Source organism: Arthrobacter sp. NPDC093128, from assembly GCF_040683875.1.
GTDB lineage: Bacteria > Actinomycetota > Actinomycetes > Actinomycetales > Micrococcaceae > Arthrobacter.
The window spans coordinates 207,562-231,571 of record NZ_JBFBEY010000007.1 but is presented as its reverse complement, the minus strand read 5'-3'; the positions used below and the strand labels follow the sequence as shown (position 1 = coordinate 231,571).

The following is a 24,010-nucleotide window of genomic DNA, read 5'->3' as shown; positions in this document are numbered from 1 at the left end:
CAGCTCAAGGCACCGGGCCAGATCACCGGACCCGCCGCCGTCGGACGCTAAAGCATCCGGATGCTGGAGTCCCGCGGGGACACTGCGCAGGCCGCGGACGCGCGCGGCCGGAGTGGGCTGAACAGCAGAAGCGGCAGTGGGCACGGCCCACCGCAACGCACCTCCTGCTGCAAGATCCCCCACGGCTTCCATGGGTTAACTCTCGCAGAAGGGTGTGACAAAAAGGCCCGCTTCTCTGGCAGGGAAATGGTCCCTAGTTCTTGCCGTATTCCTCGTCAATCACGTGCTCGGCCCACGCTGTTTCCGGGCCCTCCTGGCCTTCGCCCAAGGCTTCCCACATGGCAAGGTGGCACATGAAGTGGCCCGGGGCGGCGCCGTGCCAGTGCTCCTCGCCCGGCGGCGTGTAGATGGTGTCGCCGGGACGGATCTCGATGACCTCGCCGCCGCGGCACTGGACCAGGCCGCGGCCTTCGGTCACATGCAGGGTCTGGCCGTTCGCGTGCGAGTGCCACGCGGTGTGGGCGCCCGGCGAGAAACGGACCATGTTCACCCGCAGCCGGGACGGGTCATCGCCCTTGGCGATGACGTCGAACCAGACGTCGCCGGTGAACATCTCCGCCGGTCCCTTGTTGCTTGGCGTTTTGGGCTGGATTTCCAACAGTTCTCCTCAATCGATGGTGCCCGCCCCTGTGGGAACGGCACGCGCTCCACCCTAGGAGCGTTCCGTGGCCCGAGGGAGGCCCTGTCAGTACCTGTACCAGCAGAACCTTCCCCGCGCGGAGAGGACGCGGTTTGCTGGATAAGCACCGAAAACCTCCTAAGGAGCACCACCATGGCAACAGAGACCCCTTCGCCGGCCCAGCGGCTCATCGGCGATGTTGCGCCCAAACTGGCGCAGCTTACGGACGACGTGCTGTTCGGCGACGTCTGGGCGCGGCCCGGGCTCTCACCCAGGGACCGCAGCCTCATCACCGTCGCGACGCTCACCGCGCTGTATCGGACAGGACAGCTTCCCTCCCACCTGCGCCTCGCACTTTCCAACGGACTCTCCGCGGACGAACTGGTGGAGGCCATCACCCATCTGGCCTTCTACGCGGGGTGGCCGAACGCCATGACCGCCGCCACGGCACTTAAGGAAGTCCTTGCAGAACAGGCCACCACGGAGGAAACCACGACGGCGGGGCGCGCCGGCTGACCGGCCCCGGCCAAGTTCATCGAAGAACTCAGGCCGGACATCCTACGGGAACAATCCGGCGCGGCAAGGTGTTTGACCAGACTGTGGCCCTCAGCGATGTCGCCTCCTAACGACGTCCCCGCCGGCTACAGGGCCATGGCGGACCGTACAGCGCTAAAAGTGCTCATTCGCCCCTAAGACTTCCACCCAACCAAACGAATACCCCACCCAACATTGGAGAAAAATTTGCTTACCGCCAACGCTTACGCTGCCCCGTCCGCTGACGGAGCCCTCGTTCCCACCACCATCGAACGCCGCGACGTCGGCCCGCACGACGTGCTGATCGAGATCAAATACGCCGGCATCTGCCACTCCGACATCCACACCGTCCGCGGCGACTGGGGACCCCAGCAGTACCCGCTGGCCCCCGGCCACGAAATCGCCGGAATCGTCACCGAGGTCGGCGCCGAAGTCACCAAGCACACCGTCGGCGACCGCGTCGGCGTCGGCTGCATGGTCAACTCCTGCCGCGAATGCGTCAACTGCCAGAAGGGCGAGGAGCAGTACTGCCTCAAGGGAATGACCGGCACCTACGGCGCCGTGGACCGCGACGGCACCATCACCCAGGGCGGCTACTCCACCCACGTCGTGGTGACCGAGGACTTCGTCGTGCGGATCCCGGAGGGCATCGAGCTCGACGTCGCCGCGCCGCTGCTCTGCGCCGGCATCACCACCTACTCGCCGCTGCGCCACTGGGGCGCCGGACCCGGCAAGAAGGTTGCCATCGTCGGACTCGGCGGGCTCGGACACATGGCCGTCAAGATCGCCCACGCCATGGGCGCCGAGGTCACCGTGCTGTCGCAGTCGCTGAAGAAGCAGGAGGACGGCCTGAAACTGGGCGCGGACCACTACTACGCCACCAGCGACGAGAACACCTTCTCGGGCCTGGCCGGCAGCTTCGACCTGATCATCAACACCGTCAGCGCCAAGATCGACATCAGCTCCTACCTGCAGCTGCTGACCCTCGACGGCGCCCTGGTGAATGTCGGCGCCCCGGCGGAACCGCTCCCGGTGAACGTCTTCTCACTCATCATGGGCCGCCGCTCCTTCGCCGGCTCGGCGATCGGCGGCATCCGCGAAACCCAGGAAATGCTCGACTTCTGCGCCGAGCACAACCTCGGCGCCGAGATCGAAGTGATCCCGGCCGAGAAGATCAACGACGCCTACGAACGCGTCCTGGCCTCCGACGTCCGCTACCGCTTCGTCATCGACACGTCCACCCTGGTCTAAGAAGGCAACAAAAGAGCAGCGCCGCCAAGGGGGGCGCCATGCAAGGTCGTGACCCGAAGCGGCGCCACGCCAGGCCATAACCCGAAGCAGTGCCGTCCTCAGGAGAGGGCGGCACTGCTTTCGCGGTTAACGTCCACCAGCTGGACCGCCACGCCCGTACTCCGGAAGAGCTCCACCTGCCCCGGGTCCGCCCCGGAATCCGTCACGAGCGTCCAGGGGAGCGGGATCCGTGCCCAGGCATGGAACGGGCGCTTGCCGAGCTTGGTGGAGTCCGCCAGGACGTACACATTGTCGCCGCGGCGTGCCATCAGCTCCTTGAGCCTGGTCTGCGCGTGGTCTGCCTCGCACAGCCCGTCGTCGGCCGTGACGGCGTCCGCCCCGAGGAAGACGCGGTCGAAACTCATCCGCTCCAGGGTCGCTTCGGCGAGCGGGCCCACGAAGGTCTGGCTGACGCCCCGAAGCCGGCCGCCCAGGCAGTCCACCTGGATGCCGGGGGAGTCAGCCAGTTCCTGGAGTGTGTTGATGCCCGGGGTGGTGACGGACAGGTTTTCCCGGCCGCGCAGGGCGTGGGCCAGGGCGCCCACGGTCGATCCGCCGTCGAGCAGGATGATTTCGCCGTCGTGCACCTGGCTGGCCGCCCAGGCCGCAATGGCCTGCTTCTGTTCAAAGGCCTCGCCCGTGCGCTGCCGCAGGGACGGCTCCGGGTGCGCCCCGAGGGCCACGGCGCCGCCATAGGTGCGTGCCAGTTTCCCCTGCTCGTTGAGCTGGGCCAGGTCCCGCCGGATGGTGGAGGCCGTCACGGCGAAATGGCGTGAGAGCTCCTCCACGGAGGCGAGGCCGGTGGTCACGGCGAGGTGGTAGATCTCTTCGCGCCTGGCTTTGGCGGTGGTCATCTCTGGCTCTCCTTCGGCGGCGGCTGATGCCTCCGCAGCTGGGCCTGGCGGTGGGTCAGGCTGTCCCATGCTATTCGGCCCGGCGCTGGTCCGTGCGGTTTAGGGCGCGCTCACAGGGACGCGCCGCCGCAGATCACGTAGTTCTGGCCGGTGATGGATTTCCCGTGGTCACCCAGGAGGAAACCCGCCAGGGCCGCCACGTCAACGGGGTCCACCAGCTTCCCCAGTGCCGGCACCTTGGGCGGCGTAGCAGCCCGCCCCGGATCGGCCAGCATGGGGGTGTCCGTGGGCCCGGGTGAGAGGACGTTGACCGTGATGCCGCGCGGAGCCAGCTCCTGCGCCCAGGTGCGGCCCATTCCCAGCAGGGCCGCCTTGGTCGCTGCATACTGGCTCTTGCCGGGCGATCCCGTGGAGGTCCGGCTGCCGATCAGCAGGACGCGGCCGCCGTCGGGCATGTGCGGCACCAGGGCGTTCGCCAGCGCACTGGCGGCGGCCACGTGCACCGTGAACATCCCGGCCAGCGCCTCCGGATCCAATTCGCCCAGGACGGCGGTCCGCTGGTATCCGGCGGCGTGCACCAGGGCGTCGGCAGGGCCGACGCCGGCCACGCACTCCGCCAGCGACGCCGGATCGGAGAGGTCCGCGTGCAGCCACCGGAAGCCTAGCCCCAGAACGGGCTCGCTGCGGCTCAGCCCGGTGACGTTCCAGCCATCAGCCAGCAGCCGCTCCGCGATGGCCTTGCCGATGCCCGAGCTGCAGCCGGTGACCACCGCGTGCCGGCGGTCCCTCCCGGCGGCGTCAACCGCGTCCGCAACGGCGTCCGCAACCGCGTTGCTCACGAGTCGCCGCCGGGCGTGGTGCTTCCCCCGTAGGCCCACTGCGGATCCACGCGCACGAACTTGATGGCCTGGCGGAAGTACGTGTAGGCGATGTTCAGTGCCCCGTCCGGGCCCTGGTGGATGGACGGATAGGAGTACTCGCGGTTCAGGCCGTCCCGGGAGTTGTTGGACAGGCAGTAGCCGTCGCCCACGTCCAGGTTGCGCCGGATGGGCCAGCTGCGGCCGGAGTCCTCGGAGATGGCCAATGTCATGGGGGAGCGCGGGGTGCCCCAGAAGGCCTTCCGCTCCCCGCCGTCGGCGGTAGCCGAACCGGTGAGTGCGCCGCCGGCCGGCACAGCCGGTTCGGTAATCTGCCCCTGTTCCTCAGCCAGCCCGTCGTCGTCGATCTCGTCGTACAGCGAAAGCCGCCGTTCGGTGTTCTCCTCTGCCCGGCTGTGGTTGTAGACCAACCCCAGGCGCCCGTCGGCCAGCGCCGTGAACTGGATGGAGGAGTTGTTGTTGGGCAGCTCGGTGGGGACCGGCTCGCTCCAGGTGGTGCCGTCGTCGGTGGAACGGGACTCGTAGATCGAGTCCGCCCAGCGGCTGCGGAACAGGGCCAGCAGGGAGCCGTCGGCCACCGGCTGGATGTTCATGTGGACGCAGCCCAGGCTGCCTGGCAGGACGTGTTCGGTCCAGCTGGCGCCGCCGTCGTCGGAAATCATCACGGCGCTGTCGTCGCTGTTGCCCACCCACTTTTCCCCGGGCGTGGTGATGCAGCGGAAGATCGGGATGATCAGGCGGCCGGACGGCAGCACCACCGGGAGCTGGCGAACGAACACGCCACCGGTTTCGTTCGCCGGGAACAGCGTTTCCACCGGCCCCCACGTCCGCCCGCTGTCGGTGGACGTCCGACGGCGGACTTCGGCGGTGTCCTGGTTGCCCGCCTTCTGCGCGGTGTACAGCAGCCACAGTGAGGTGTCGGGCGCGGTGAACAGGATGGGGTTCTGTTCGGAGCGGGCGCCGTCATTGGAGAGCTGCTCCGCGGGGGACCACTGCGTGCTGCCGGGTTCCAGGGTGGAGAACCAGATCGAAATGTCCGGCACGCCTTCCTGTGTTCCGCCGAACCAGACGCATCCCAGGCGTCCGTCCGGGAGGGTCAGCAGGTTCGCGGCGTGGCTCTGCACTGTGGGTGCGGGCAGGTAGGCGAAGTCTGCGCCGTCGGCGTGCTTGACGGATCCGTCCGGGCTGATGGTGCTGTACTCAGTGCCGTTGGTTGTCTGCATGGCCTCAGCCCTCTGCCTTGGCGGCGGCCAGGTGGGCCTTGGCGGCCAGCTCCAGGTGGGTCAGGTCGGAGGCCACCGTGGTGAAGGTGTAGCCCTGGCGCAGCCGCTGGGCGGCGATGTCGCCTGAAGCGGTGTGGATGCCCGCGGCGACCCCTGCGGAGGCCGCGGCTTCGGCGATGGTCTCCAGGGCGGCGTTGAATTCGGCTTCGATGGCGGGGTCACCGGGGAACGCGCCGCCGACGGCAATGGCCAGGTCGGAAGGGCCCACATAGATGCCGTCGAGCCCCGGCGTCGCGCAGATCTCCTTGACGTTCGCCAGGCCGTCCGGCGTCTCGATCATGGCGAACACCAGCGTGGCGGCGTTCGCCTCGGCCGGAACCGGACCGATCCGCAGCGCGGAACGCATGGGCCCGTACGAGCGGCCACCCATCGGCGGGTACTTGGCGGCGGCAACGGCCGCGGCGGCGTCAGCCGCCGTGTTGACCAGCGGGACAATCACGCCGACGGCGCCGGCGTCCAGCGCCTTGCCGATGGAGGTCAGGTTGTTGTCCTCAACCCGCACCATGCCGACGGCGGTGTGCCCGGCGTCGATGGCCATGAGCCCGTTGAGCACGCCCGAGTAGCCGAGCAGGCCATGCTGCGCGTCGAGTGCCACGTAGTCGTAGCCCAGCCGACCGATGCGTTCCGTGGCCACGGGCGCGTCCAGCACGGCCCAGTAGCCGACCGCCTGCTCGCGGGCGCGGATCTTACGGGCGAATTCGAGGGCGAGTTCCGATGTCATCTGTATCTTCTACCTTCAGTCAGTGTGCGTGCTTGGAGCGGTGCCGGCTGTTTGCGGTGCCGGTACCGCGTGCTTGCGGGGAGGGGTCAGCGGTTGTAGGCGGGCATGGGGCCGCGGAGTCCGGCGCCCACGGCGTCGCAGGCTTCGGACACCTCTGCCGGCAGCGGCCCCTTGGCCACGGCCGCGATGTTGGCGCTGAGCTGCTCCACCTTGGAGCCGCCCAGCAGCATGGAGCCCACGCCGTCCCGGTACGCGAGCCAGCGCAGCGACAGTTCCGCCAGAGTGATTCCGGCGTTCTCCGCGATGCCGGCCAGCGCGTTGACGGCCTCGAACAGCTGCTTGTCCCAGTAGCGCTGCGTGTACATGGCAGCAAGCTTGGAGTCGCCGAAGCGGCCCTCGGACGGCTTGGATTCGAAGCTGTGCCTGCCGGTGAGCAGCCCGCCGCCCAGGGGGTTGTAGACCATGGTGTGGACGTTGTGCGTGGCGGCGAATTCGAGGTATTCCTCCTCCACCCGCCGGGCCACCAGGTTGTACAGCTGCTGTGCCACGACCGGCCGCGGTGCGCCGACCTCGCGGGCCACGTGGATGACGTCGGCGATCTGCCACGCCGCGAAGTTGGACACGCCCAGGGCGCCGATCTTGCCCTCGGCGGCGAGCTCCGCCACGGTGCGCAGCGTGTCGTGCAGGGGCGTGGCCCGGTCCGGCTGGTGCAGGTAGAACAGGTCGATGCCGTCCACGCCCAGCCGGCGGAGGCTGCCCTCGACGCTGTTGCGCAGCCCTTCGGGGGACAGCGGCGAGTGCTGGCCGTGGTCCGGGTGCGGCATGCCGGCCTTGGAGGCGAGGATGACGTCGTCCCGCCGCTCCTTCAGGAGACGGGAGAGCATGTCCTCGGTGGCGCCGCCGACGTAGGCATTGGCGGTGTCGATGGTGGTGATGCCGGCGTCGAGCGCCTCGTCCACCATCCGCCCGGCGGTGGCCTCATCGGCGGTGTCGCCGAACGTCATGGTCCCCAGGACGAGCCGGGAGATGGGTAGCTTCAAGCCGTCCACCGGAGTGCCTTCTGGCTGCTTGCTCATGCGTTGATTCCTCGTGGTTGCAGTGGGATTCGGGATCGGGTTTGGTTTGGCCGCTTCAGCCAGGCTGATCGGCCAGCGCCAGCGACCGGACCAGGTGCCGGGGTTTGAGGCCCCGCATGGTGGACGGGTCGAGGGCCGCGCGGCGGAGCTTGCGGGTGTAGTCCTCCTTGGGCGCCGTCAGGACGGACGCGGTGGGGCCGGATTCCACCAGCTTGCCGCGCTGCATCACCATGACGCTATCGCTGATCTCCTGCACCACGCCAAGGTTGTGCGAGATGAACACGTAGGTGATGCCGGTTTCGTCCTGGATGGACTTCAGCAGCCGCAGCACCTGGGCCTGGACCGAGACGTCCAGGGCACTGGTGGCCTCGTCGCAGACCAGCAGCTCCGGCTTCGAGGCCAGGGCGCGGGCGATGCCGATCCGCTGGCGTTGGCCGCCGGAGAATTCCGCGGGGTGCTTGTCCAGGGACTGTGCCGGCAGGCCCACCTGGTCGATCAGCTTGGCCGCTTCCTTGTTCCGCTCGGCCCGGGACCGAACGCCCTGCAGCTTCAGCGGCTCGGCCACGATCTCCTGGGCGGTGAGGTGCGGATCCAGAGAACCGTACGGGTCCTGGAACACCATCTGGAACTTGGAGCGCAGCGGCCGCAGCTTGGCCTCGCTCATGGCGGCGATGTCCGTTCCGTCCAGTTCGATCCGCCCGCTGGCCGGTGTCACCAGCCGCATCAGCGCCTTGGCGATGGTGGACTTGCCGCAGCCGGATTCACCGACGATGGCGATCGTTTTGCCTTTGTCCACCGAGAAGGAGACGTCGTCCACCGCCCGGAAGGTTCCGCCGGGCACGTGGTAGTCCACCACGAGGTTTTCGACGGAGAGGAACGGTTTACTCATGGCTGGCTCCAGTTGTGGTCAGGGTGGTGGCGGCGGGAGTTTCGTCCCAGGGGCCCAGGACCGGCACGGCGGCCAGCAGGCTGCGGGTGTATTCCGTGGCGGGGTGGTCCACGATCTGCTGGACGTCGCCGGACTCCACGAAGGAGCCGTCCTTCATCACGTGGATGCGGTCCGAGATCAGCCGGGCGACGCCGAGGTCGTGCGTGATCATCAGGATGCCGATGCCGCGCTGCTCCTGGAGCTCCAGAAGCAGGTCCAGGATGCCGCCCTGCACGGTAACGTCCAGCGCGGACGTGGGTTCGTCCGCCACGAGGAGCTGGGGTTCGCTGGCCAGGGCGATGGCGATCAGCACACGCTGCAGCATGCCGCCGGAGAGCTGGTGCGGGTACTTCTTCAGCTGCTTATCCGGGGTGGGGATGTGGACCTGCTCCAGCAGGCGGATGGCGCGTGCCTTGACGGCGTCCTTGTCCTTGGCGGAGGCGGCACCGGCAATCCGGATGGCCTCGGACAGCTGGCTGCCGATCGAGTGCACCGGGCTCAGCGCCGTCATGGGGTCCTGCGGGATCAGGGCCAGCGTCTTGCCGCGGACCCTGCCGATTGCCTTGGGATCAGCTGTGATGTCCACGCCGTCGATCAGCACGGTGCCGGAGAGCACCGCGAGGTCCTCGGGCAGGAGCCGGAGGATACCCATCGCCGTCGTCGATTTGCCGGAACCGGACTCACCGATGATGGTGACGGTCTCGCCCCGGTGGATGCTGAAGCTGACGGAGTCCACCGCGCGGATGATGCCGGCGTCGGTGATCAGTTCAACCTGGAAGTCGCGGACCTCCAGCAGCGGCTGCTCCTTGTGGCCGGAGTCGCCGTGACCGGAGCCAGCAGGTGCTGTGGTGTCGGTGTGTGCGTTCATGTCAGGCACCCTTCTTCTTGCGGCGGGGACGGTCGCGGAGGCCGTCGCCCAGCAGGTTCACGCCAACCACCATGAGTACGATCACCAGGCCGGGCAGGGTGACCATCCACCATGAGGTGGTGATGTAGTCCTGGCCGTCGGAGATGATGCGGCCCCAGGTGGCGAACGGACGCTGCGGGCCGGCGCCGAGGAAGCTGAGGGCGCTTTCCAGGAGAACGGCCTGGGCCAGGAGGAGCAGGACAACCAGCGTGGCCTGCTTGATGACGTTCGGGATGATGTGCTGGATGAGGATCTGCACCCGGTGCAGGCCCAGGATCCGGGCCGCGGAGACGTAGGGTTTTTCGCGTTCCACCAGCACCATGGACCGGGTCAGCCGGGCCACTTCGGGCCATTGGGCGATGGCGATCACGAAGGTGATGACCGGGATTGAAGGGCCGAACAGTGCCACCACCAGGAGCAGCATCATGAGCAGCGGCAGGGACATCTGGGCCTCGAGGAGCCGGGAGACGATGGTGTCCACCCAGCCGCCAAAGTAGCCGGCGGCTGCGCCGAGGATGATGCCGATGGCGCCGGAGACCAGTACTGCCAGCACGCCGATGGTGAGCGAGACCTGGCCGCCGTGCAGGACCCGGGAGAGCAGGTCGCGCCCCAGCTGGTCGGTTCCGAACAGGTGGCCGTCCGTGAACGGCGGCAGGCGCCGCGCGGCGAGATCCTGGAAGTTGGCGTCCGGCAGCGGCAGCACCTGGGCCAGCAGGATGGGGATGATGACCAGCAGTGTGCAGACGGCGCCCACAACGAGCTTCCACTTGGCGGCATTCCGACGCCGGGTGGCGCCGGCGTTGGCGATGTCCGCCTTGGTGACGGCGCTGGGGCTCGGCTGCCGGGTCGGCAGGCCGGCAGAACCGGCGGTGGGGGTTGCGGTGTCGCTGAGGCTCATGCTGTTGCCGCCTTTCCAAGACGAACGCGGGGATCGAGAAGCGGATAGGCGAGATCGATGACCAGCTGGACGCCCACTGCGAGGAGGGCCGTGAGGAGGACCGTTGCCTGGATGAGGGGGTAGTCGCGGGTTTCCAGTGCCCGCACAATGAGGGAGCCGACGCCGGGCCAGGCGAACACCACTTCCACCACCACCACGCCGTTGAGCATGGCGGCGAAGCGGGTGCCGAGTGCCGTGAAGACCGGGATGGCCGAGTTGCCCATGGCGTAGCGCCAGGTCAGCACCGAGTTCCGGACGCCCCGGGACCGGGCCACTGTCAGGTAGGGGGCAGCGAAGTTGGTGGTCATTTCTCGCCGGACCATGCGTGAGATCAGGGCGATCTGCAGGATGGCGATGGTGATGGTGGGCAGGACCAGCCCGCCCCAGGTGGCGAAGCCGGAGGCCGGGAAGATGGGGATGAGGACGGCGAACCCGGTAAGGAGCATGATGCCGGTCCAGAAGTCGGGCATGGACTGGCCGGCTATGGTCAGCACGTTGACGCCGAGTTCGCGGCCGGTGTCCGGCCGGCGTGACATCCAGACGCCCAGTGGAATGGCCACCACTGCGGTGAGCAGGATGGACGCGGTGGCCAGCGTCAGGGTGTACGGCATCCGTTCAGCCACCACCTGGATGGCGGGGGCCTGGAACGAGTAGGACGTTCCGAGGTTGCCGGTGAAGAGCTGCTGCAGGAAGATCCAGTACTGCTCCAGGACCGGGCGGTCCAGGCCGAACTGTTCCCGCACCTTGGCGAGCTGTTCTGTGGTGGCCAGCGGACCAGCATAGGAGACCGCAGGATCGCCGGGGGCCATCCGGATCAGGATGAACACGGTGGAAACCGTCAGGAACACGGTCAGCAGACCCTGTCCGAGGCGCTTCAGGATGTAGTTAGTCATGGCTCAGGCCTCCAGCCGGACGTCAACAAGCGGGTAGGAGTTGGTGGGGGCCAGGCTGACGCCGGACACCCGCTCCCGGTGGGCGAGCACGGACTTCGGTACGAAGGCCCAGGCGCACGGCCAGGTGTCCCAGATGGCCTGCTGTGCCACGGCCATCAGCTCCTGCCGGCGTACGGGATCCACTTCGGAGGATGCCGCCTGGATCTTGGCCTGCACGTCCGGGACGACATAGCCCTGGTAAGTGTCCCGGGTCTTTTCCTTTTCGGCAGTGCCGGCGTACATGCCCTGCATCATGGTGATGGCAAGGCCGGTGGGGCTGCTGAAGCCGTTGCCCAGCAGATCCCAATCGCCCTGCTTGCCCTGGCGCCAGGCGAGGATGTTGCCGCCGGGTTCGAACTGCTGAAGCTGGGTGCTCACGCCGATGGCGCCGAACATTTCCACCAGGGCTTCCATGATGGAGGTGTCACCGGCGAACTCGCCGGTTTCCCAGATGATCTTCAGCGTGAGGTCCTTGACGCCGAGCTCCGCGAGCCTGGCCTTGGCCTTCTCCGGATCGTAGGTGTACGTCCCCGTCTTGTGGTACCCGGTGAGGCTTGAGGGCGTGACCCCATCGGCCTGGCTGACGGAGTCCACCAGGACGTCCTTGACCAGGGACTCGCCGTCGATGGCCCAGCTGAGCGCCTCGCGGACCCGGGGGTCGGCCAGGGGGTGTCCTGCGGGCTTGCGGAAGTTATAGAAGATCTGGTTCAGCCTGAGGCTGGACGCCTCTTTAAGTTCGACGCCGGGAAGTCCGGCGAGCTGCTCCCTCGAGTCGGGCGTGATGGAATCGATGATGTCCACCTCGCCGCTGCGCAGGGCGATGACGCGGCTGGATTCCTCGGGAAGGAACCGGACCTCGACGTTTTCCACCTCGGGCGCGGGACCCCAGTAGTTCTCGTTCCGCTGGAGGCTGTATGTGCCGGCCCCGCGGTTGAACTTGGTGACGATGTACGGGCCGGTGCCGACGCCTTCCTGCAGTTCTTCCGGTTTGTTCCGTGCCGCGGGAGTTATCAGGATCATGCTCATGAGGGAGTCCAGGATGGGGATGGGCTTCTTGGACTCCATCCGGAAGGTCCGGTCGTCAACGGGGACCACGGCGGGGAATTCGGGGAAGAACCCGGCCACAAACGAGCCCTGCACCTGCTGGTACATTTTCAGGGCCGTGGCGATGTCCTCGATCAGGACCGGCGTGCCGTCGGAGTAGCGGACGCCTTCGCGCAGCCGGACGGTCCACGCGGTGGGGGACGTCATTTCGAAGCGGTCCGCAAGGACCAACACCGGCTTGGTTTCCGGGCCGATGGCCGTGAGTCCCTGGCGCACCGCGCGCTGGACGGTGACGGCGGCGTCAAACTGATTGAGCTTGTTGTCCAGGCTGACCAGTGACCGGTTGAGGGCCAGGGTCAAAGTACTTGGGCCCGGCAGCCCTGTGGGACCGGCACATCCGGCGAGGCCGCCTGTGCCCAGGAGAAAACCGGCGGCTGCGCCGAACTGCAGGAGGCGGCGCCGTGAAATCTCACTTCCTTGAGGAAGAACGGTCATCGTTGACCTCTCGGTAGAACGGGACGGCTGGCGGCCGGATGGCCTGTGCCGTGTTACATGGATCACTCTGCCACTGTTGCGCGTTTCGCGCAACACCTATGGCGCATTTCGCGCAGAAGTGTCATGATGGTGGCTATCGGACGTACGGACCCCAGGGCCCGGAACGCCGGATGGTTCTTCACAACATTCCGAGGGAGGAGGAGAACGTGACAGCTGTGCTCATCCAGGCCGACGACTTTTCCGGCGCCGCCGAAGCAGGGCAGTGCTTTGCCCGCCAGGGCCTTACTACGCGGGTCCTCCTTGGCTCCGGGGTGCAGGGCCAGACTGAACTTCCCAGCCATGCAGCACCGCCGGCCATCGCGCCGGCTCAACTTCCGGGCCAGGCAGCGCCGCCGGCCGACGTCGTGGTTGTCGACACCCACTCCCGGAACCTCTCCGGCGGGGCGGCCGCAGCAGCCGTTGCCGGGGTGTTCGGAGGCTCCGCCGCAGCGTCGGCAGGGGTGCTTTTCAAGAAGCTCGACTCGCTCTGGCGGGGCAACGTGGGCGCGGAAATAGGCGCGCTGACGGCTCTGGGGCTGCACGTGGTGGTTGCCGGCGCCCTTCCCCAGCTGGGCAGGACCGTTGTAGGGGGCAAGCCCGTGGTGGCCGGCGTTCCGCTGGACCGGACCGGCCTCTGGGCGGCCGAAACAGCTGCCCCGCCGGCCAGTGTGCGGGACCTGCTGCAGCAAGCGGAGGGCCCTGCAGCTGATCTCCTGGACCTCCATGTTGTGAGGTCGGGACAGCTTCCCGTGCAGCTGGGCAGGATCCTGTCCGGGCCTGCCCCTGCCGTGGTGGTGGCCGATGGCGAGACCGGGGCGGACCTGGCGGCCGTTGTGGACGCGCTTGTCCGGCTGGAGTTCACGGCAGGCGGCAGACGGGTGGTCCTCGCGGGTACCGGGGGGATTGCAGATCTCCTGGCACGCAGCGTCGGAGCGCATCCTGCGCGTAACACGCAGTCAGCGGAGCCCGATGTGCCCGGGCAGCAGCGCGACGCGGTCACCGGTACTCCGGCAGCTGTGCCGCAAGGGAGCCCCGGGCCAGTCCTCGCCGTCGTCGGTTCCGCCTCCGACACGGCACGGAGCCAGTTGCAGGACCTCGAAGCTGCGGGTTTCCTGCTGCTCGGGCTCCGGCCGGAGCAGCTTGGCCGCCCGGCGGCGCAGCAGCCGCAGGCACAGCGCGCCAGGGATGCGCTCGCGGCCGGGGCGGCAGTAGCCCTGACCGTTGCGGCGGACCGGGTCGATCCCGGCGAGGCGGGCGTGATCGTCCGCAACCTGGCCCGCTTTGTCTCCGGCATCCTCCGGGGGACAGACCCAGAGACGGGCCCAGCGGCGGACCACACGGCCGGGACGAAACCCGGCCTCATCCTCAAACCCGACCTCATCCTCACAGGCGGCGAAACCGCCCGGGAAGTACTCGACGCGCTCGGCATCACCGCCCTGGAACCGCTCGACTCCGTCCAGCACGGAGCCGTGGTCAGCCTCGCCGACGACGGCAGGCTGGTGGGCACCAAACCCGGCAGCTTCGGCGACCGGCACGCGCTGACCCAACTTCACCAATTGATCCAAAGCCGCCGGGCTTCGCCCGCTGCCGGCCAATCAACCCAACAAACACTTGACCGCCCTTCCGAGAAATCTGGAGCAGTAATGAATTCAGCTGTAGTGAACGAAACCGAGCAGGACACCCGACCCTTCATCGCCCTCACCATGGGCGACGGCGCCGGCGTCGGCCCCGAAGTGACAGTGGGCGCGCTGCTGGCGGAAAACGCCTACCGCGACTGCCGCCCGGTGGTCATCGGCGACGTCTACCGGCTTGAACTCGGCGCCAAGGCCCTCGGTGTCACTCCCGACATCGTCGAGGTCCAGACCGTGCAGGAAGCCGTCTTTGAGCCTGGCCGCATCAACGTGATCGATCCCAAGCTGCTGTCCAAGGACCTGCCCTGGGGCCAGGAATCCGCCGAGGCAGGCAACGCCGCCTACCACTACATCCGCATCGCCTGCGAGCTCGGTATGAAGGGCGACGTCCAGGGCATCTGCACGGCGCCGCTGAACAAGGCGGCACTGCACAAAGCCGGACACATCTACCCCGGCCACACCGAACTGCTGGCGCACTTCATGGGCATCGAAGAAGTGTCCATGATGCTGTCCACGCCCAAGGTCAAAGTCATCCATGTGACCACGCACATCGGCCTCATCGATGCCATCAACAAGATCGAGCCCGGCCTGGTGGAACGGACCGTCCGGCGCGGCTACGAAGCCATGCAGCGCGCCGGCATCGCCAACCCCAAAATCGGCGTCTGCGCCATCAACCCGCACGCCGGGGAGAACGGCCTGTTCGGGTACGGCGAGGAGGCCGAGAAGATCACCCCGGCCATCGAAAAGCTGCAGGCCGACGGCGTCGACGCCATCGGTCCGCTCCCGGCCGACACCGCCTTCTTCTTGGCCGGCCGCGGCGATTACGACCTGATCGTCGCGATGTACCACGACCAGGGGCACGGTCCCGTCAAGGTCCTTGGCATCGAGGCCGGCGTCAACATCACGGTCGGCCTGCCGGTCATCCGTACCTCCGTGGACCACGGCACCGCGTTCGACATTGCGGGCAAGGGCGTCGTGGACGTGCGCAGCATGATCGAAGCACTTCGCCAGGCAGCGGAGATGTCACCGAGCCCGGCGCTCCGGATGTAGGAGCGCCGGGTCCCAGCGGCGGCCCTATCCGGCAGTCATCACGTGGGTGAAGTGGTCGTACCGGATGGTGAGGGGGCCGCCGTCGTGCGTCAGGCTGATGTTGGCGCCGTTCGGGGAGCCGCCGGAGCCGTAGCTCACAGCCCACGACCGGTCCAGGGCGGCCTTGAACTCGTACGTGCCGGCGGGAAGGCCGGGTACGGACAGCTTCCAGACCAGGTCGGCGGGGTCCAGCACCAGTTGGGCCTGGTCGCACGCCGGCATCCAGTCCTCCGTGCACCCCAGCTCCGAATTCATGCTGCCGGCCGCGGCCACTGCACCGGGCTGCTGCGACGCGTAGACCGGGCTGAGCAGGTGGGTCGTGTGGTCGTACCGGAATGTGACTGCACCTCCCGGGTGCTCCAGCACGATGTTCTGGCCGTTGAAGGCGCCGCCTGCCCCGTAGTTTTCGTCCCAGCCGCCGTTGATGGCGGCCTTGAACTCGTACGTCCCCGCCGGGAGGTCAGGAACAGTGAGGCGCCACACCTTGTCCGCCGGGTCGAGCGCCATGGAGGCCTGCCCGCAGGCAGGCTGCCAGTCGCCCGGGCAGCCCAGCTCGGAATTCAGGCTGCCGGCCACCGTGACCGTATCCGGCTGCGGAATCTCGCCGGCCACCACGGTCCGGATATCGCTCACCACGTTCGCCGCGCCCGGTGCGGCCATCGTGGCCCGGTACCGGACGGCGGTGCCGTCGGCGAGGCCCAGCGCCGCTACATCGTCAAAGACGGTGTAGGCCGGCGATGAACTGTCCGAACCGATGGCAGCCCAGCCGCCGCCGTCGACGCTCCGCTCGAAGCTGACCGTGTAGTCAGGCTTCTCCGGGCTGGCGGTGGCACTGACTTCCACCTTGCCGTCCACGCTGCTGCCCTCGGCCGGTTTCTGCATCACGAGGACCGGAGAGGGGACAGAGCCGGTCCGGGCCGCGCTCGCGGAGGTGTGCCCGCCGTTGTCGAGGACCACCGCGCGGTATTCCACGGCCGTGCCGGGGTTCAGCCCGGTGACCTCGTGGAACACCTGGTACGGGGCGGTGTCGTCCGTGCCGATCGGCTCCCATTCTCCGCCCGCTGTCCGCGCCTCGAAGCTGACCTCGTAGAACGAGGAACCGTCGACGTCGGCCGCCACCCGGATCCTGCCGTTGTCGCCTTCCGCTGTTGCCGGCTCCTGAAGCACGACGGCGGGAGCCGCCTTGGAGTGCGGGATCCGGCCTGACGATTCGTAGACGACTGCGGAAAGCGGCGGGACGGTGACGGCGAGCTTGCCGTCGGCGGCCGACTTGGATTCCGCTGCGGAGCCGGCGTCGCCGTAGATCCGGCTGTACGTGCGCTTGGCAATGTACGTGGGAACGGCCGCCGTCTGTGCGGTCCGGCTGTTGTTCACCGCCACCACGTATTCGCGCTGGTCCGCCGCGTCCGTGCGGGAGAACGCGTAGATTCCCGGACCGTCCGAGGCGTACCGGTTCTGGTGGGCGCCGTCGCGCAGGGCCGGGTGCCCGGCGGTCAGCGCGGCGAGTTCGCTGATCTTGCTGTAGAGCGGATGGCCGGTGTCGAAGTTGTCCGTGGCATGCGTGGCGTCGGTTCCCAGCAGGTCATCGTCCAGGTATTCGGGCACCTGGCTGGCGAAGAGTGTCTGGCGGGCATCCTGGTCCCCGCCGGGACCCGTGAACCCCTGCTCGTCCCCGTAGTACACCACGGGGTTGCCGCGCGAGAAGTACATCAGCTCGTGGGCCAGCCGGTCCCGGGCAACGCGTTCGGCGTCGTCCGCGCCCGGGTTGTCCGCGGCAATGAAGCTGCCGATCCGGCCCATGTCGTGGTTGCCCAGGAACGTGGGGAGTTGGTAGACGTTGGAGTCGGCGTCGGTGTACCAGTCGTCCGCGGCGAAGAACGCCTCCAGCTGGGCCGCCCCCTGGCTCCGGGAAGCAAAGTTCCTGGCTGCGTCCTGGAACGGGAAGTCCAGCACGGCCTGCATTTTGTTGCGGGTGGTGAACTGCGACGTGAAGCTCTTGGACGTGTCAAAGACCTCGCCGAACATAAAGAACTCGTCCTTGCCCTGTTCCTTGGCGTAGTCCAGGACCTTGGGCCCGAACTCCTGCCAGAACTCGTCGTTCACGTGCTTCATCGTGTCGATCCGGAAGCCGTCCACGCCGAAGTCGCCGATCCACTTTTCGTAGACGTCCACCATTCCGTCGACCACTTTCGGGTGCTCCGTGAAGAGATCGTCCAGGCCGAAGAAATCGCCGTAGAAAGAGTCCTCGCCCTGGAAGGTGGTGTCGCCGCGGTTGTGATAAAGCGCGGGATCATTGAGCCACGCGGGAACCTTGAGCTCTTCCTCGCCTGGTTCCAGCTTGGGCTTGTAGGGGAAGGACGTTTTCGGGTCCAGTGCGGGGAAGTCCTCCGATCCGGCGAAGTCACGGTCATCGAACTCCTCGCCGGCGGCCGTCTTGTAGGGCGCCGCATCCTTTGAGATGTAGGCGGCCCGGTTGCCTTCCTCGTAGCCGATCACGTCCGCAGTGTGGTTGGTGATGATGTCGAAGTAGACCTTCATCCCGCGCGAGTGTGCCTCGTCGATCAGCGCCTTCAGTTCGTCGTTGGTCCCCAGGTGCGGGTCGATCTGGGTGAAGTCGGTGACCCAGTAGCCGTGGTAACCGGCCGATTTGTCCTCGGGCTGGACCGCCTTGTTCTTGAAGCTGGGTGTCAGCCAGATGGACGTGGTGCCCAGGCCCTGGATGTACTCGATCTTGTCAAGCAGCCCTTTAAGGTCACCGCCGTTATAGAAGCCCTTTTTCGTCGGGTCGAAGCCGGAGACCATCGGATCGGAGCCGAGCCCGCCGTCGTCGTTCGCGCTGCTTCCGTTACTGAAGCGGTCCGCCATCACGAAGTAGAAGTTCTCATCCGTCACCGGTGCGCGGAGCGAATGGGCGGCCGACGGGGAGCCGGGGTCTTTCGGCTCCGGCGCCGCGCTGGCCGGTAACGCGTTAGCCGGTGCCGCCAGCGCGGCCGCGATAACCAGCGCCGCGACCGCTGCGGCGGCACGTCTGGCAGGTGGCTTGGGGGGTGAATTTTTGCAGGGTGGATTCTTGTGGATTGCACTGCGGGAAAACACGATGAGGAAACCTTCCGGTAAGCGACATTGCTGCTGTGAAGGACGATGCGGGAGACCGGCTCCTGAGAGCCAAATCACACTGTAAGCGCTTGCACTGACATTTTCCAGCAAATTCCAAGGTTGCTTGGTACCGTCCCCGGTTCGGTAGCATGAATCCCACCGCCTGCCGCTGAGGGAGCCTGTACTTGCCATCAGAAAGCACATTGCGGACCGGCCGCACCGGGACTGCGGACAGTCCGGAAGGCCCGGTCCGCCGTCTCCGCGCTGCCGGCTGCGTCTTTGCCGAGGACGAAGCCCGCCTGCTCGCAGAGGCGGCAACCTCAGCCGCGGAGCTGGAAACGATGATCAAACGGCGCATCGCCGGACTTCCGCTTGAACACATCCTCGGCTGGGCTGAATTCTGCGGGCTCCGCATCGGTGTGGCGACAGGCGTCTTTGTGCCCCGCCGCCGGACCGAGTTCCTTGTCCGTCAGGCGGAGCTGCTGCTCCGCGCTTCCGACGGCGGTTCCGACGACGGCGGGAGTTCCGACGGCGGTTCCGACGATGGCGGCCGCCGCGCCGCCGTCGTCGACCTCTGCTGCGGCTCCGGTGCCGTGGGGGCTGCCCTCGCAGCGCGCCTGGCCGGAATCGAACTGCACGCCTCGGACCTGGACCCCAACGCAGTGCGCTGCGCCAGGCACAACCTGGAGCCGGCCGGCGGCCGCGTCCATGAGGGCGACCTCTTCGACCCGCTGCCGCCCGGGCTCCGCGGCCGCATCAGGGTCCTGGTGGCCAACGCGCCCTATGTCCCCACGGCGGCGATCGGGACCATGCCGCCGGAGGCCCGCACGCACGAACCGCGGATGTCCCTGGACGGCGGTCCCGACGGGCTGGACATCCAGCGGCGGGTTATTGCCGGGGCAACGGACTGGCTTGCACCCGGCGGCCACGTGCTGATCGAGACGAGCCTGGGCCAGGCACGGCAGACCATCGGGCTCATGCGGCAGGCAGGACTGGCAGCCCGGCTGGCGAGCGACCCGGAGCTGGACGCCACTGTTGCGATCGGCACTGCGGCGACCGGCGCTGCAGCGATCGGAACTGCGGCGACCGGCAGGACTGGCTAGGATCCGACGGCGGTCTGCTCCTCAGCGGCCCGCGGTGATCGTGCCAGCAGCCCCGAATAGAACTGGATGTACTCCCGGACCATCCGCTGTGAACTGAAGTGCTGCTCGGCCGCCCGCCGGCAGTCACTGCGGCGCAGCCAGACGCAGCCCTGGAGCGACTCCGCGAGGCCCTGGAGGCTGTCCGCGAGGAACCCTGTTTCCCCGTCGCTGATGATTTCCGGCGCCGAACCCCGGCGCGTTGCCACTACCGGGGTGCCGGCGGCCAGTGCCTCGATCATGACCATCCCGAACGGTTCCGGCCATTGGATCGGATTCAGCATTGCGACGGATTCGCCCAGCAGCCGGTACTTGTCAGCGGTGCCCAGCTCGCCGAGGTATTCGATATCCGCGCCCAGCAGCGGTTCGATCACGTCGTGGAAGTAATCCTGTTCAAACGGTTCGCGCATCTTCGCGCCGATCCGCAGCGGGATGCCCGCCTGGCGTGCCACCATGATGGCCTGGAGGAGGCCCTTGCTCGGGTGCATTCGGCCCAGGAAACAGGCTCCGCCATTGTGCGACGGGCTGAACCGGACGGACCGGAGATCGATGCCGTGGTGGATGACGGCGTCGATCTTCACTCCCCGGGCGGTGGATGCCTGGTGCAGCGAGATGGCCACCAGTGAGGCTTCGTCGTGCATGGCGCGGTAAATCTGCGTAAGTTCGTCGTCGAACGGCCCGTGCAGGGTGGTGACGCGTGGAACATCGGGCACCCTCCGCCGGCACAGCGGACCCAGCAGTGTGTGGTCATGCACGATGTCCACATCCTGCATCGCTTCGTAGGCGCGGAGGACATGCAGGATCTCCTGCCTGCCCGAATCCATGCAGAGACCCGACGATTCCGGGAGGCTTGGAACCCTCGGAACGGGGCAGGTGCTATCGCCCGAGGCGGCGAGGACGACGTCGTGCCCTGCCTCCGCGAGGCCCACGGCAAGCGTGTGGACCACCGATTCCGTCCCGCCGTAGCTTGGTGGGGGAACAGGAATCCAGGGCGGCGCTACGATGCCAATACGCATTGTGCCTCCTACATCAGCCAGCCTTCCGGCCGGGGTCATGGTGGACCCTAATGAGGTCCGTCAGGGGTTCCTGCGTCCCCAGATGCAGCTCAATCGACGGCGGCAGCCCCGTCACGTGTGCGTTGTTTTCCGAAACCTCGATGGTCAGCCGGGAACCGGCCAGCGGCACCTGTTCTTTCCGCAGGTAGCCGAATCCGTCAGGGAAGGCCGGGCTCAGCCAGAGCCGGCCGGTGGAGGCGGACGGATCAAAACGCAGCAGGACCCGGATGAGGTGGATGGGGGTGGCCGAGGCCCAGGCCTGCGGTGAGCACGACGCTGGGTAGTCCACCGGGGCCCGGCCCGCTTCGCGCGGGAAACCGCAGAAAAGCTCCGGGAGCCTGCCGCCAAAAGCCTCCGCGGCGTCGAAGATGGCCATCGCCACGCGCTGGGACTCCTCGACGAAACCGTAGCGCATCAGCCCGTCGGCTATCAGGGCATTGTCGTGCGGCCACACGGAGCCGTTGTGGTAGCTCACGGGGTTGAAAGCACCCATGGTGGAAGCCAGCGTACGGACTCCCCAGCCGGAAAACATGTCCGGCTCCATCAGGCGCCGCGCCACGAGGGCCGCTTTGTCATCGTCCACGATGCCCGACCACAGGCAGTGCCCCATGTTGGAGGCGCAGGCATCCACGGGCCGTTTGTCCTTGTCCAGGGCCACGGCGAAGTAACCGCGTTTCGGCAGCCAGAACCTGCGGTTGAACTCCTCCTTCAGTTCGGCAGCCCGGTCGCCCCAGATGCGGGCCAGGGCGGGGTCTCCGGCGTCCAGGGCCAGCAGTGCCCGGGCCACATAGGCGCTGTAGACATAGCCTTGGACCTCGCACAGGGCGATGGGCGGCTCGGCGAGAGTGCCGTCCGCAAAGTTGATGCCGTCGTAGGAGTCTTTCCAGCCTTGGTTGAGGAGCCCGTGCCTGGTGGCGCGCTCATACTCCACAAAGCCGTCCCCGTCACGGTCGCCATAGCTGGTAATCCAGTCGAGCGCACGGTCCGCACTGGGCAGGAGTTCCTGCACTGCCCGGGCCTCCAGCCCCCAGCGGCTCACTTCCCCCAGGAGCTTGACGAACAGCGGAGTGGCATCCGCCGTCCCGTAATAGGTCGTGTCCCCGCCCAGCGACAGGGCGGCTCCGGAACCGAGACGCACCTCGTGGAGGATCCGTCCGGGTTGTTCCTCGGTGAGCTTGTTGACCTTTTGGCCCTGGTGTTCGGCGAGGGTCTGGAGGGTGCCCAGCGCGATCGTGGGATCCACCGGAAGCGCCATGAGGGAGGTCAGCAGCGAGTCGCGTCCGAATAGGGCCATGAACCACGGGGCTCCCGCGGCAGTAACCGTGCGGTCCGGATGCGCCGGGTCCGCGATCCGTAGCGAGCCCAGGTCCTGCTGGCTCTGGCGCAGTACCCTTTCGAGCACGGGATTGTCCATGCTGACCTGGGGTGCAGCGGCGCCCCAGCGTCGGTGCCGAAGCGCGGGAACCGACTCGTGCTGCGGGATGCCGGCGGAGAACTTGCCCGCCGGTTCACTGCCGTCCGAGCTTGGCGTGGCCACAATGGTGGCGGTCCAGGATCCCTTCGCCGGAATTGTCACCTTGTACATCACGCCGTGCCGGTTCACATCCCCGCCCGAAGCCCTGACCGTCACAGCCAGCAGCCTGCCGTTGTGGCGGCCGCTGATGATCAGCCGGTCGCCCTCCGGCCTGTGGGAGGGCCGCAGCTGTCGGGTCTTCCGGCCAGCCTTAACCTCGAACAGGTCCGCGAAGTCCGCCTCCACCGCCAGTTTGATGCTGCAGGGTGCGGGGGCGCTGGAGTAGTTGTGCACCGTCAGCGTCTCGCGGACGCCGTCGCCCACCTGCCGGTCACGCTCGATCACCATGGGGCGGTCGGCCGCTCCGTCCGGCTGGGGCGCACGGCCGGTGAACACTGCCCGGTAGGGTTCGGGGTTCACCGATGCGAGTTCTTCCACCAGGTGGTTGTTGATCATCAGGTTCCAGCGCGAGATGATCCGGGTGTCCTGATAGAAGGCGCCGTGCGCCAAGGTGAGGTCCAGGTCGCCGTTCCCGGCCGAAATAAAGAAGGATGATCCTTCAACAATGGTCACTGCGTGGTGGCCGATTGATCCGGCGGTGTCCAGGTTCCAGCCGTTCATGGCCGCCGCCGACGAGCCGGATGCGCCGGGGAGGTTGCGTGGATTGGGGCCAGGCGTCGAAAGCTCATGAATTCACTCCGGACCGAGGATTCAATGGCTGACTGCTTAGCCAACCACATTCTAAAATTCCGGCTGACTTCGGGCAAGGATTTTGAGGCCCGGCAGGGACGCAAACAGGGCAGGTGCAGCCGGAACGAAGGAGCGCCGCCGGGAACAGAAAACGGGGCCCTCCCCTGGCCGGACAATGCGTCCGGCAGGGGAGGACCCCGCCCCGTTGAGGCTTGACTCCGTGGGCTAGCTCGAAGTCCGCTCAGGGTTGGTGTTCGTGGCGGGGCCGGCAGGCGTGGCGCCGCCTTCGTCGGACCAGTCCTGGCCGGTGGAGTCATTCAGCGCCGGATCGCTGGTGACGTCAGGGGTGCCGCTTTCAGGTGTGCTGCCGTCCGAGGTGCCGAGGTTGACGGTCTCCGGGTGCGTGCTGTGGGACGGGACGTAGTCGCCGGCCGGGAGCAGGCTCTCCGTGCTCGAATCGCCGCTTTTCGCCGGGCTGTCCTTGGTGCTGTTCTTGCTGGTGCCGGCCGCGTTGTCACGGTGCACGGCGGAACTGATGACCGTGCCTGCGCGGCGGGCGGCCTCGGTCAGCTGGTCAGAGACTTCGGGAGCCTTTTCCTTGACCGCCTCGGTCGCGGCAGCCACTTTGTCCTGGACCGGTTTGCTGTCCCAGAGGGCGGCAGCCCGTGCCTTGATTTTCTCGTAGGCGGCGCGGCCGGACCTTGATCCCAGGATGAATCCAGCTGCCACACCTGTACCAAAAAGAAGTTTTGCTTTCATGTTGTACTCCTGCTCCGTGAGAAGGTTCCGTACTCGGGCGGACCGTTCAAGGGGTTGCCCACAAACAAAAGGCCACAGAATAGAGGGCCGTGGAATGAAAAGACGGCCCCGGAAAGAATCCCGGTGCCGTCTTTTCAGGCCAGACTCCGCTTTAGCGGGCTGTGCGCTTGGTGACCATGCCATAAACAAGCAGGACGATGATCGCACCGCCAATGGCCAGGAGCCATGTGGACAGCGAGAAGAACTCGTTGATGCCAACGCCGAAGAGCGCGCCGCCAATCAGTCCGCCCAGGAGGGCACCGACCACACCGAGCAGCAGCGTGATGAAGATGCCGCCGCCCTGCCGGCCGGGGAGGATTGCCTTAGCGATGGCTCCGGCGATAAGGCCCAGAATCAGAAATGCGAAAAAACCCATTTTATCGTTCCTTCTTCTTTCATTGA

General features: G+C 67.2%; 20 protein-coding genes and 1 pseudogene. 4 read left to right on the top strand and 17 right to left on the bottom strand.

Going from position 1 to position 24,010, the window contains the following annotated elements; all coding sequences use genetic code 11:
- Together AB0N24_RS10885 and AB0N24_RS10880 are read right to left on the bottom strand one after the other, a co-directional pair.
- Positions 1 to 192, bottom strand: a pseudogene (locus AB0N24_RS10885) (HNH endonuclease); the annotation flags it as partial.
- A 61-nt stretch (positions 193 to 253) separates the two neighbouring features.
- Positions 254 to 658, bottom strand: a complete 405-nt coding sequence (locus tag AB0N24_RS10880) for a cupin domain-containing protein (RefSeq protein WP_364123639.1) — start codon at positions 656 to 658, stop codon at positions 254 to 256.
- 174 nt (positions 659 to 832) lie between these two features.
- Between AB0N24_RS10880 and AB0N24_RS10875 the strand changes: the two genes are divergently transcribed.
- Positions 833 to 1,195, top strand: a complete 363-nt coding sequence (locus AB0N24_RS10875) for a carboxymuconolactone decarboxylase family protein (RefSeq protein ID WP_364123637.1) — start codon at positions 833 to 835, stop codon at positions 1,193 to 1,195.
- 225 nt (positions 1,196 to 1,420) lie between these two features.
- Positions 1,421 to 2,464: an NAD(P)-dependent alcohol dehydrogenase gene (locus tag AB0N24_RS10870; protein WP_364123636.1), complete on the top strand. Its 1,044-nt coding sequence runs from the start codon at positions 1,421 to 1,423 to the stop codon at positions 2,462 to 2,464.
- A gap of 98 nt (positions 2,465 to 2,562) precedes the next feature.
- Here the strand turns inward: AB0N24_RS10870 and AB0N24_RS10865 are convergent, their stop codons facing one another.
- From AB0N24_RS10865 to AB0N24_RS10820, 10 genes are all read right to left on the bottom strand, one after another.
- The gene (locus AB0N24_RS10865; RefSeq protein ID WP_364123634.1) at positions 2,563 to 3,357 is read right to left on the bottom strand and encodes a DeoR/GlpR family DNA-binding transcription regulator; all 795 of its coding nucleotides are present in this window, start codon (positions 3,355 to 3,357) and stop codon (positions 2,563 to 2,565) included.
- A 110-nt stretch (positions 3,358 to 3,467) separates the two neighbouring features.
- Positions 3,468 to 4,196, bottom strand: a complete 729-nt coding sequence (locus AB0N24_RS10860) for an SDR family oxidoreductase (RefSeq protein ID WP_364123632.1) — start codon at positions 4,194 to 4,196, stop codon at positions 3,468 to 3,470.
- Complete coding sequence (locus tag AB0N24_RS10855) at positions 4,193 to 5,458, bottom strand: exo-alpha-sialidase (protein ID WP_364123630.1); 1,266 nt, start codon at positions 5,456 to 5,458, stop codon at positions 4,193 to 4,195. Before AB0N24_RS10855 ends, AB0N24_RS10860 begins: the two co-directional genes overlap by 4 nt.
- 4 nt (positions 5,459 to 5,462) lie before the next feature.
- Positions 5,463 to 6,239: an aldolase/citrate lyase family protein gene (locus AB0N24_RS10850; RefSeq protein ID WP_364123628.1), complete on the bottom strand. Its 777-nt coding sequence runs from the start codon at positions 6,237 to 6,239 to the stop codon at positions 5,463 to 5,465.
- A gap of 86 nt (positions 6,240 to 6,325) precedes the next feature.
- Positions 6,326 to 7,315, bottom strand: a complete 990-nt coding sequence (locus AB0N24_RS10845; RefSeq protein ID WP_364123626.1) for an aldo/keto reductase — start codon at positions 7,313 to 7,315, stop codon at positions 6,326 to 6,328.
- A gap of 55 nt (positions 7,316 to 7,370) precedes the next feature.
- Entirely contained in the window at positions 7,371 to 8,204 is an 834-nt protein-coding gene (locus AB0N24_RS10840; RefSeq protein ID WP_364123624.1) for an ATP-binding cassette domain-containing protein, read from the bottom strand.
- Positions 8,197 to 9,111 carry an ABC transporter ATP-binding protein gene (locus AB0N24_RS10835; RefSeq protein WP_364123622.1) on the bottom strand — a complete coding sequence of 305 codons (915 nt, stop codon included), beginning with the start codon at positions 9,109 to 9,111 and terminating at the stop codon, positions 8,197 to 8,199. The genes AB0N24_RS10840 and AB0N24_RS10835 overlap by 8 nt, the downstream gene beginning before the upstream one ends.
- 1 nt (position 9,112) lies before the next feature.
- A complete protein-coding gene (locus tag AB0N24_RS10830; RefSeq protein ID WP_364123620.1) occupies positions 9,113 to 10,048 on the bottom strand; it encodes an ABC transporter permease in 936 nt (311 codons plus the stop codon).
- Positions 10,045 to 10,980 (bottom strand): ABC transporter permease, encoded by a 936-nt coding sequence (locus AB0N24_RS10825; protein WP_364123618.1) that lies wholly within the window; start codon positions 10,978 to 10,980, stop codon positions 10,045 to 10,047. Before AB0N24_RS10825 ends, AB0N24_RS10830 begins: the two co-directional genes overlap by 4 nt.
- A gap of 3 nt (positions 10,981 to 10,983) precedes the next feature.
- Positions 10,984 to 12,558: an ABC transporter substrate-binding protein gene (locus AB0N24_RS10820; RefSeq protein ID WP_364123616.1), complete on the bottom strand. Its 1,575-nt coding sequence runs from the start codon at positions 12,556 to 12,558 to the stop codon at positions 10,984 to 10,986.
- 206 nt (positions 12,559 to 12,764) lie between these two features.
- Between AB0N24_RS10820 and pdxA the strand changes: the two genes are divergently transcribed.
- Positions 12,765 to 15,278, top strand: a complete 2,514-nt coding sequence (gene pdxA / locus AB0N24_RS10815) for a 4-hydroxythreonine-4-phosphate dehydrogenase PdxA (RefSeq protein WP_364123614.1) — start codon at positions 12,765 to 12,767, stop codon at positions 15,276 to 15,278.
- A gap of 24 nt (positions 15,279 to 15,302) precedes the next feature.
- On the opposite strand, the gene AB0N24_RS10810 is transcribed toward pdxA, so the two are convergent.
- On the bottom strand, positions 15,303 to 18,209 hold the full coding sequence (locus tag AB0N24_RS10810; RefSeq protein ID WP_364123612.1) for an alpha-amylase family glycosyl hydrolase: 2,907 nt from the start codon (positions 18,207 to 18,209) through the stop codon (positions 15,303 to 15,305).
- A gap of 407 nt (positions 18,210 to 18,616) precedes the next feature.
- Here AB0N24_RS10810 and AB0N24_RS10805 point away from each other — a divergent pair, with 407 nt between their 5' ends.
- On the top strand, positions 18,617 to 19,516 hold the full coding sequence (locus AB0N24_RS10805; protein ID WP_364123665.1) for a putative protein N(5)-glutamine methyltransferase: 900 nt from the start codon (positions 18,617 to 18,619) through the stop codon (positions 19,514 to 19,516).
- Here AB0N24_RS10805 and AB0N24_RS10800 read toward each other — a convergent pair.
- From AB0N24_RS10800 to AB0N24_RS10785, 4 genes are all read right to left on the bottom strand, one after another.
- Positions 19,513 to 20,568, bottom strand: coding sequence for a glycosyltransferase family 4 protein (locus AB0N24_RS10800; RefSeq protein WP_364123610.1), 1,056 nt, complete (start codon positions 20,566 to 20,568; stop codon positions 19,513 to 19,515). The genes AB0N24_RS10805 and AB0N24_RS10800 overlap by 4 nt on opposite strands.
- A 13-nt stretch (positions 20,569 to 20,581) precedes the next feature.
- Entirely contained in the window at positions 20,582 to 22,741 is a 2,160-nt protein-coding gene (locus tag AB0N24_RS10795) for a glycogen debranching N-terminal domain-containing protein (RefSeq protein WP_364123608.1), read from the bottom strand.
- A gap of 294 nt (positions 22,742 to 23,035) precedes the next feature.
- Entirely contained in the window at positions 23,036 to 23,569 is a 534-nt protein-coding gene (locus AB0N24_RS10790; RefSeq protein WP_364123606.1) for a YtxH domain-containing protein, read from the bottom strand.
- A gap of 151 nt (positions 23,570 to 23,720) precedes the next feature.
- A complete protein-coding gene (locus AB0N24_RS10785) occupies positions 23,721 to 23,984 on the bottom strand; it encodes a GlsB/YeaQ/YmgE family stress response membrane protein (RefSeq protein ID WP_214951595.1) in 264 nt (87 codons plus the stop codon).
- Positions 23,985 to 24,010: the final 26 nt, after the last annotated feature.

Excerpts from the sequence above, each read along its gene's own strand:
- AB0N24_RS10875 (WP_364123637.1), top strand. The coding sequence starts at position 833 with ATGGCAACAGAGACCCCTTCGCCGGCCCAGCGGCTCATCGGCGATGTT.
- AB0N24_RS10865 (WP_364123634.1), bottom strand. The coding sequence starts at position 3,357 with ATGACCACCGCCAAAGCCAGGCGCGAAGAGATCTACCACCTCGCCGTG.
- AB0N24_RS10855 (WP_364123630.1), bottom strand. The coding sequence starts at position 5,458 with ATGCAGACAACCAACGGCACTGAGTACAGCACCATCAGCCCGGACGGA.
- AB0N24_RS10850 (WP_364123628.1), bottom strand. The coding sequence starts at position 6,239 with ATGACATCGGAACTCGCCCTCGAATTCGCCCGTAAGATCCGCGCCCGC.
- AB0N24_RS10845 (WP_364123626.1), bottom strand. The coding sequence starts at position 7,315 with ATGAGCAAGCAGCCAGAAGGCACTCCGGTGGACGGCTTGAAGCTACCC.
- AB0N24_RS10840 (WP_364123624.1), bottom strand. The coding sequence starts at position 8,204 with ATGAGTAAACCGTTCCTCTCCGTCGAAAACCTCGTGGTGGACTACCAC.
- AB0N24_RS10835 (WP_364123622.1), bottom strand. The coding sequence starts at position 9,111 with ATGAACGCACACACCGACACCACAGCACCTGCTGGCTCCGGTCACGGC.
- AB0N24_RS10830 (WP_364123620.1), bottom strand. The coding sequence starts at position 10,048 with ATGAGCCTCAGCGACACCGCAACCCCCACCGCCGGTTCTGCCGGCCTG.
- AB0N24_RS10825 (WP_364123618.1), bottom strand. The coding sequence starts at position 10,980 with ATGACTAACTACATCCTGAAGCGCCTCGGACAGGGTCTGCTGACCGTG.
- AB0N24_RS10820 (WP_364123616.1), bottom strand. The coding sequence starts at position 12,558 with ATGACCGTTCTTCCTCAAGGAAGTGAGATTTCACGGCGCCGCCTCCTG.
- AB0N24_RS10800 (WP_364123610.1), bottom strand. The coding sequence starts at position 20,568 with ATGCGTATTGGCATCGTAGCGCCGCCCTGGATTCCTGTTCCCCCACCA.
- AB0N24_RS10795 (WP_364123608.1), bottom strand. The coding sequence starts at position 22,741 with ATGAACGGCTGGAACCTGGACACCGCCGGATCAATCGGCCACCACGCA.
- AB0N24_RS10790 (WP_364123606.1), bottom strand. The coding sequence starts at position 23,569 with ATGAAAGCAAAACTTCTTTTTGGTACAGGTGTGGCAGCTGGATTCATC.
- AB0N24_RS10785 (WP_214951595.1), bottom strand. The coding sequence starts at position 23,984 with ATGGGTTTTTTCGCATTTCTGATTCTGGGCCTTATCGCCGGAGCCATC.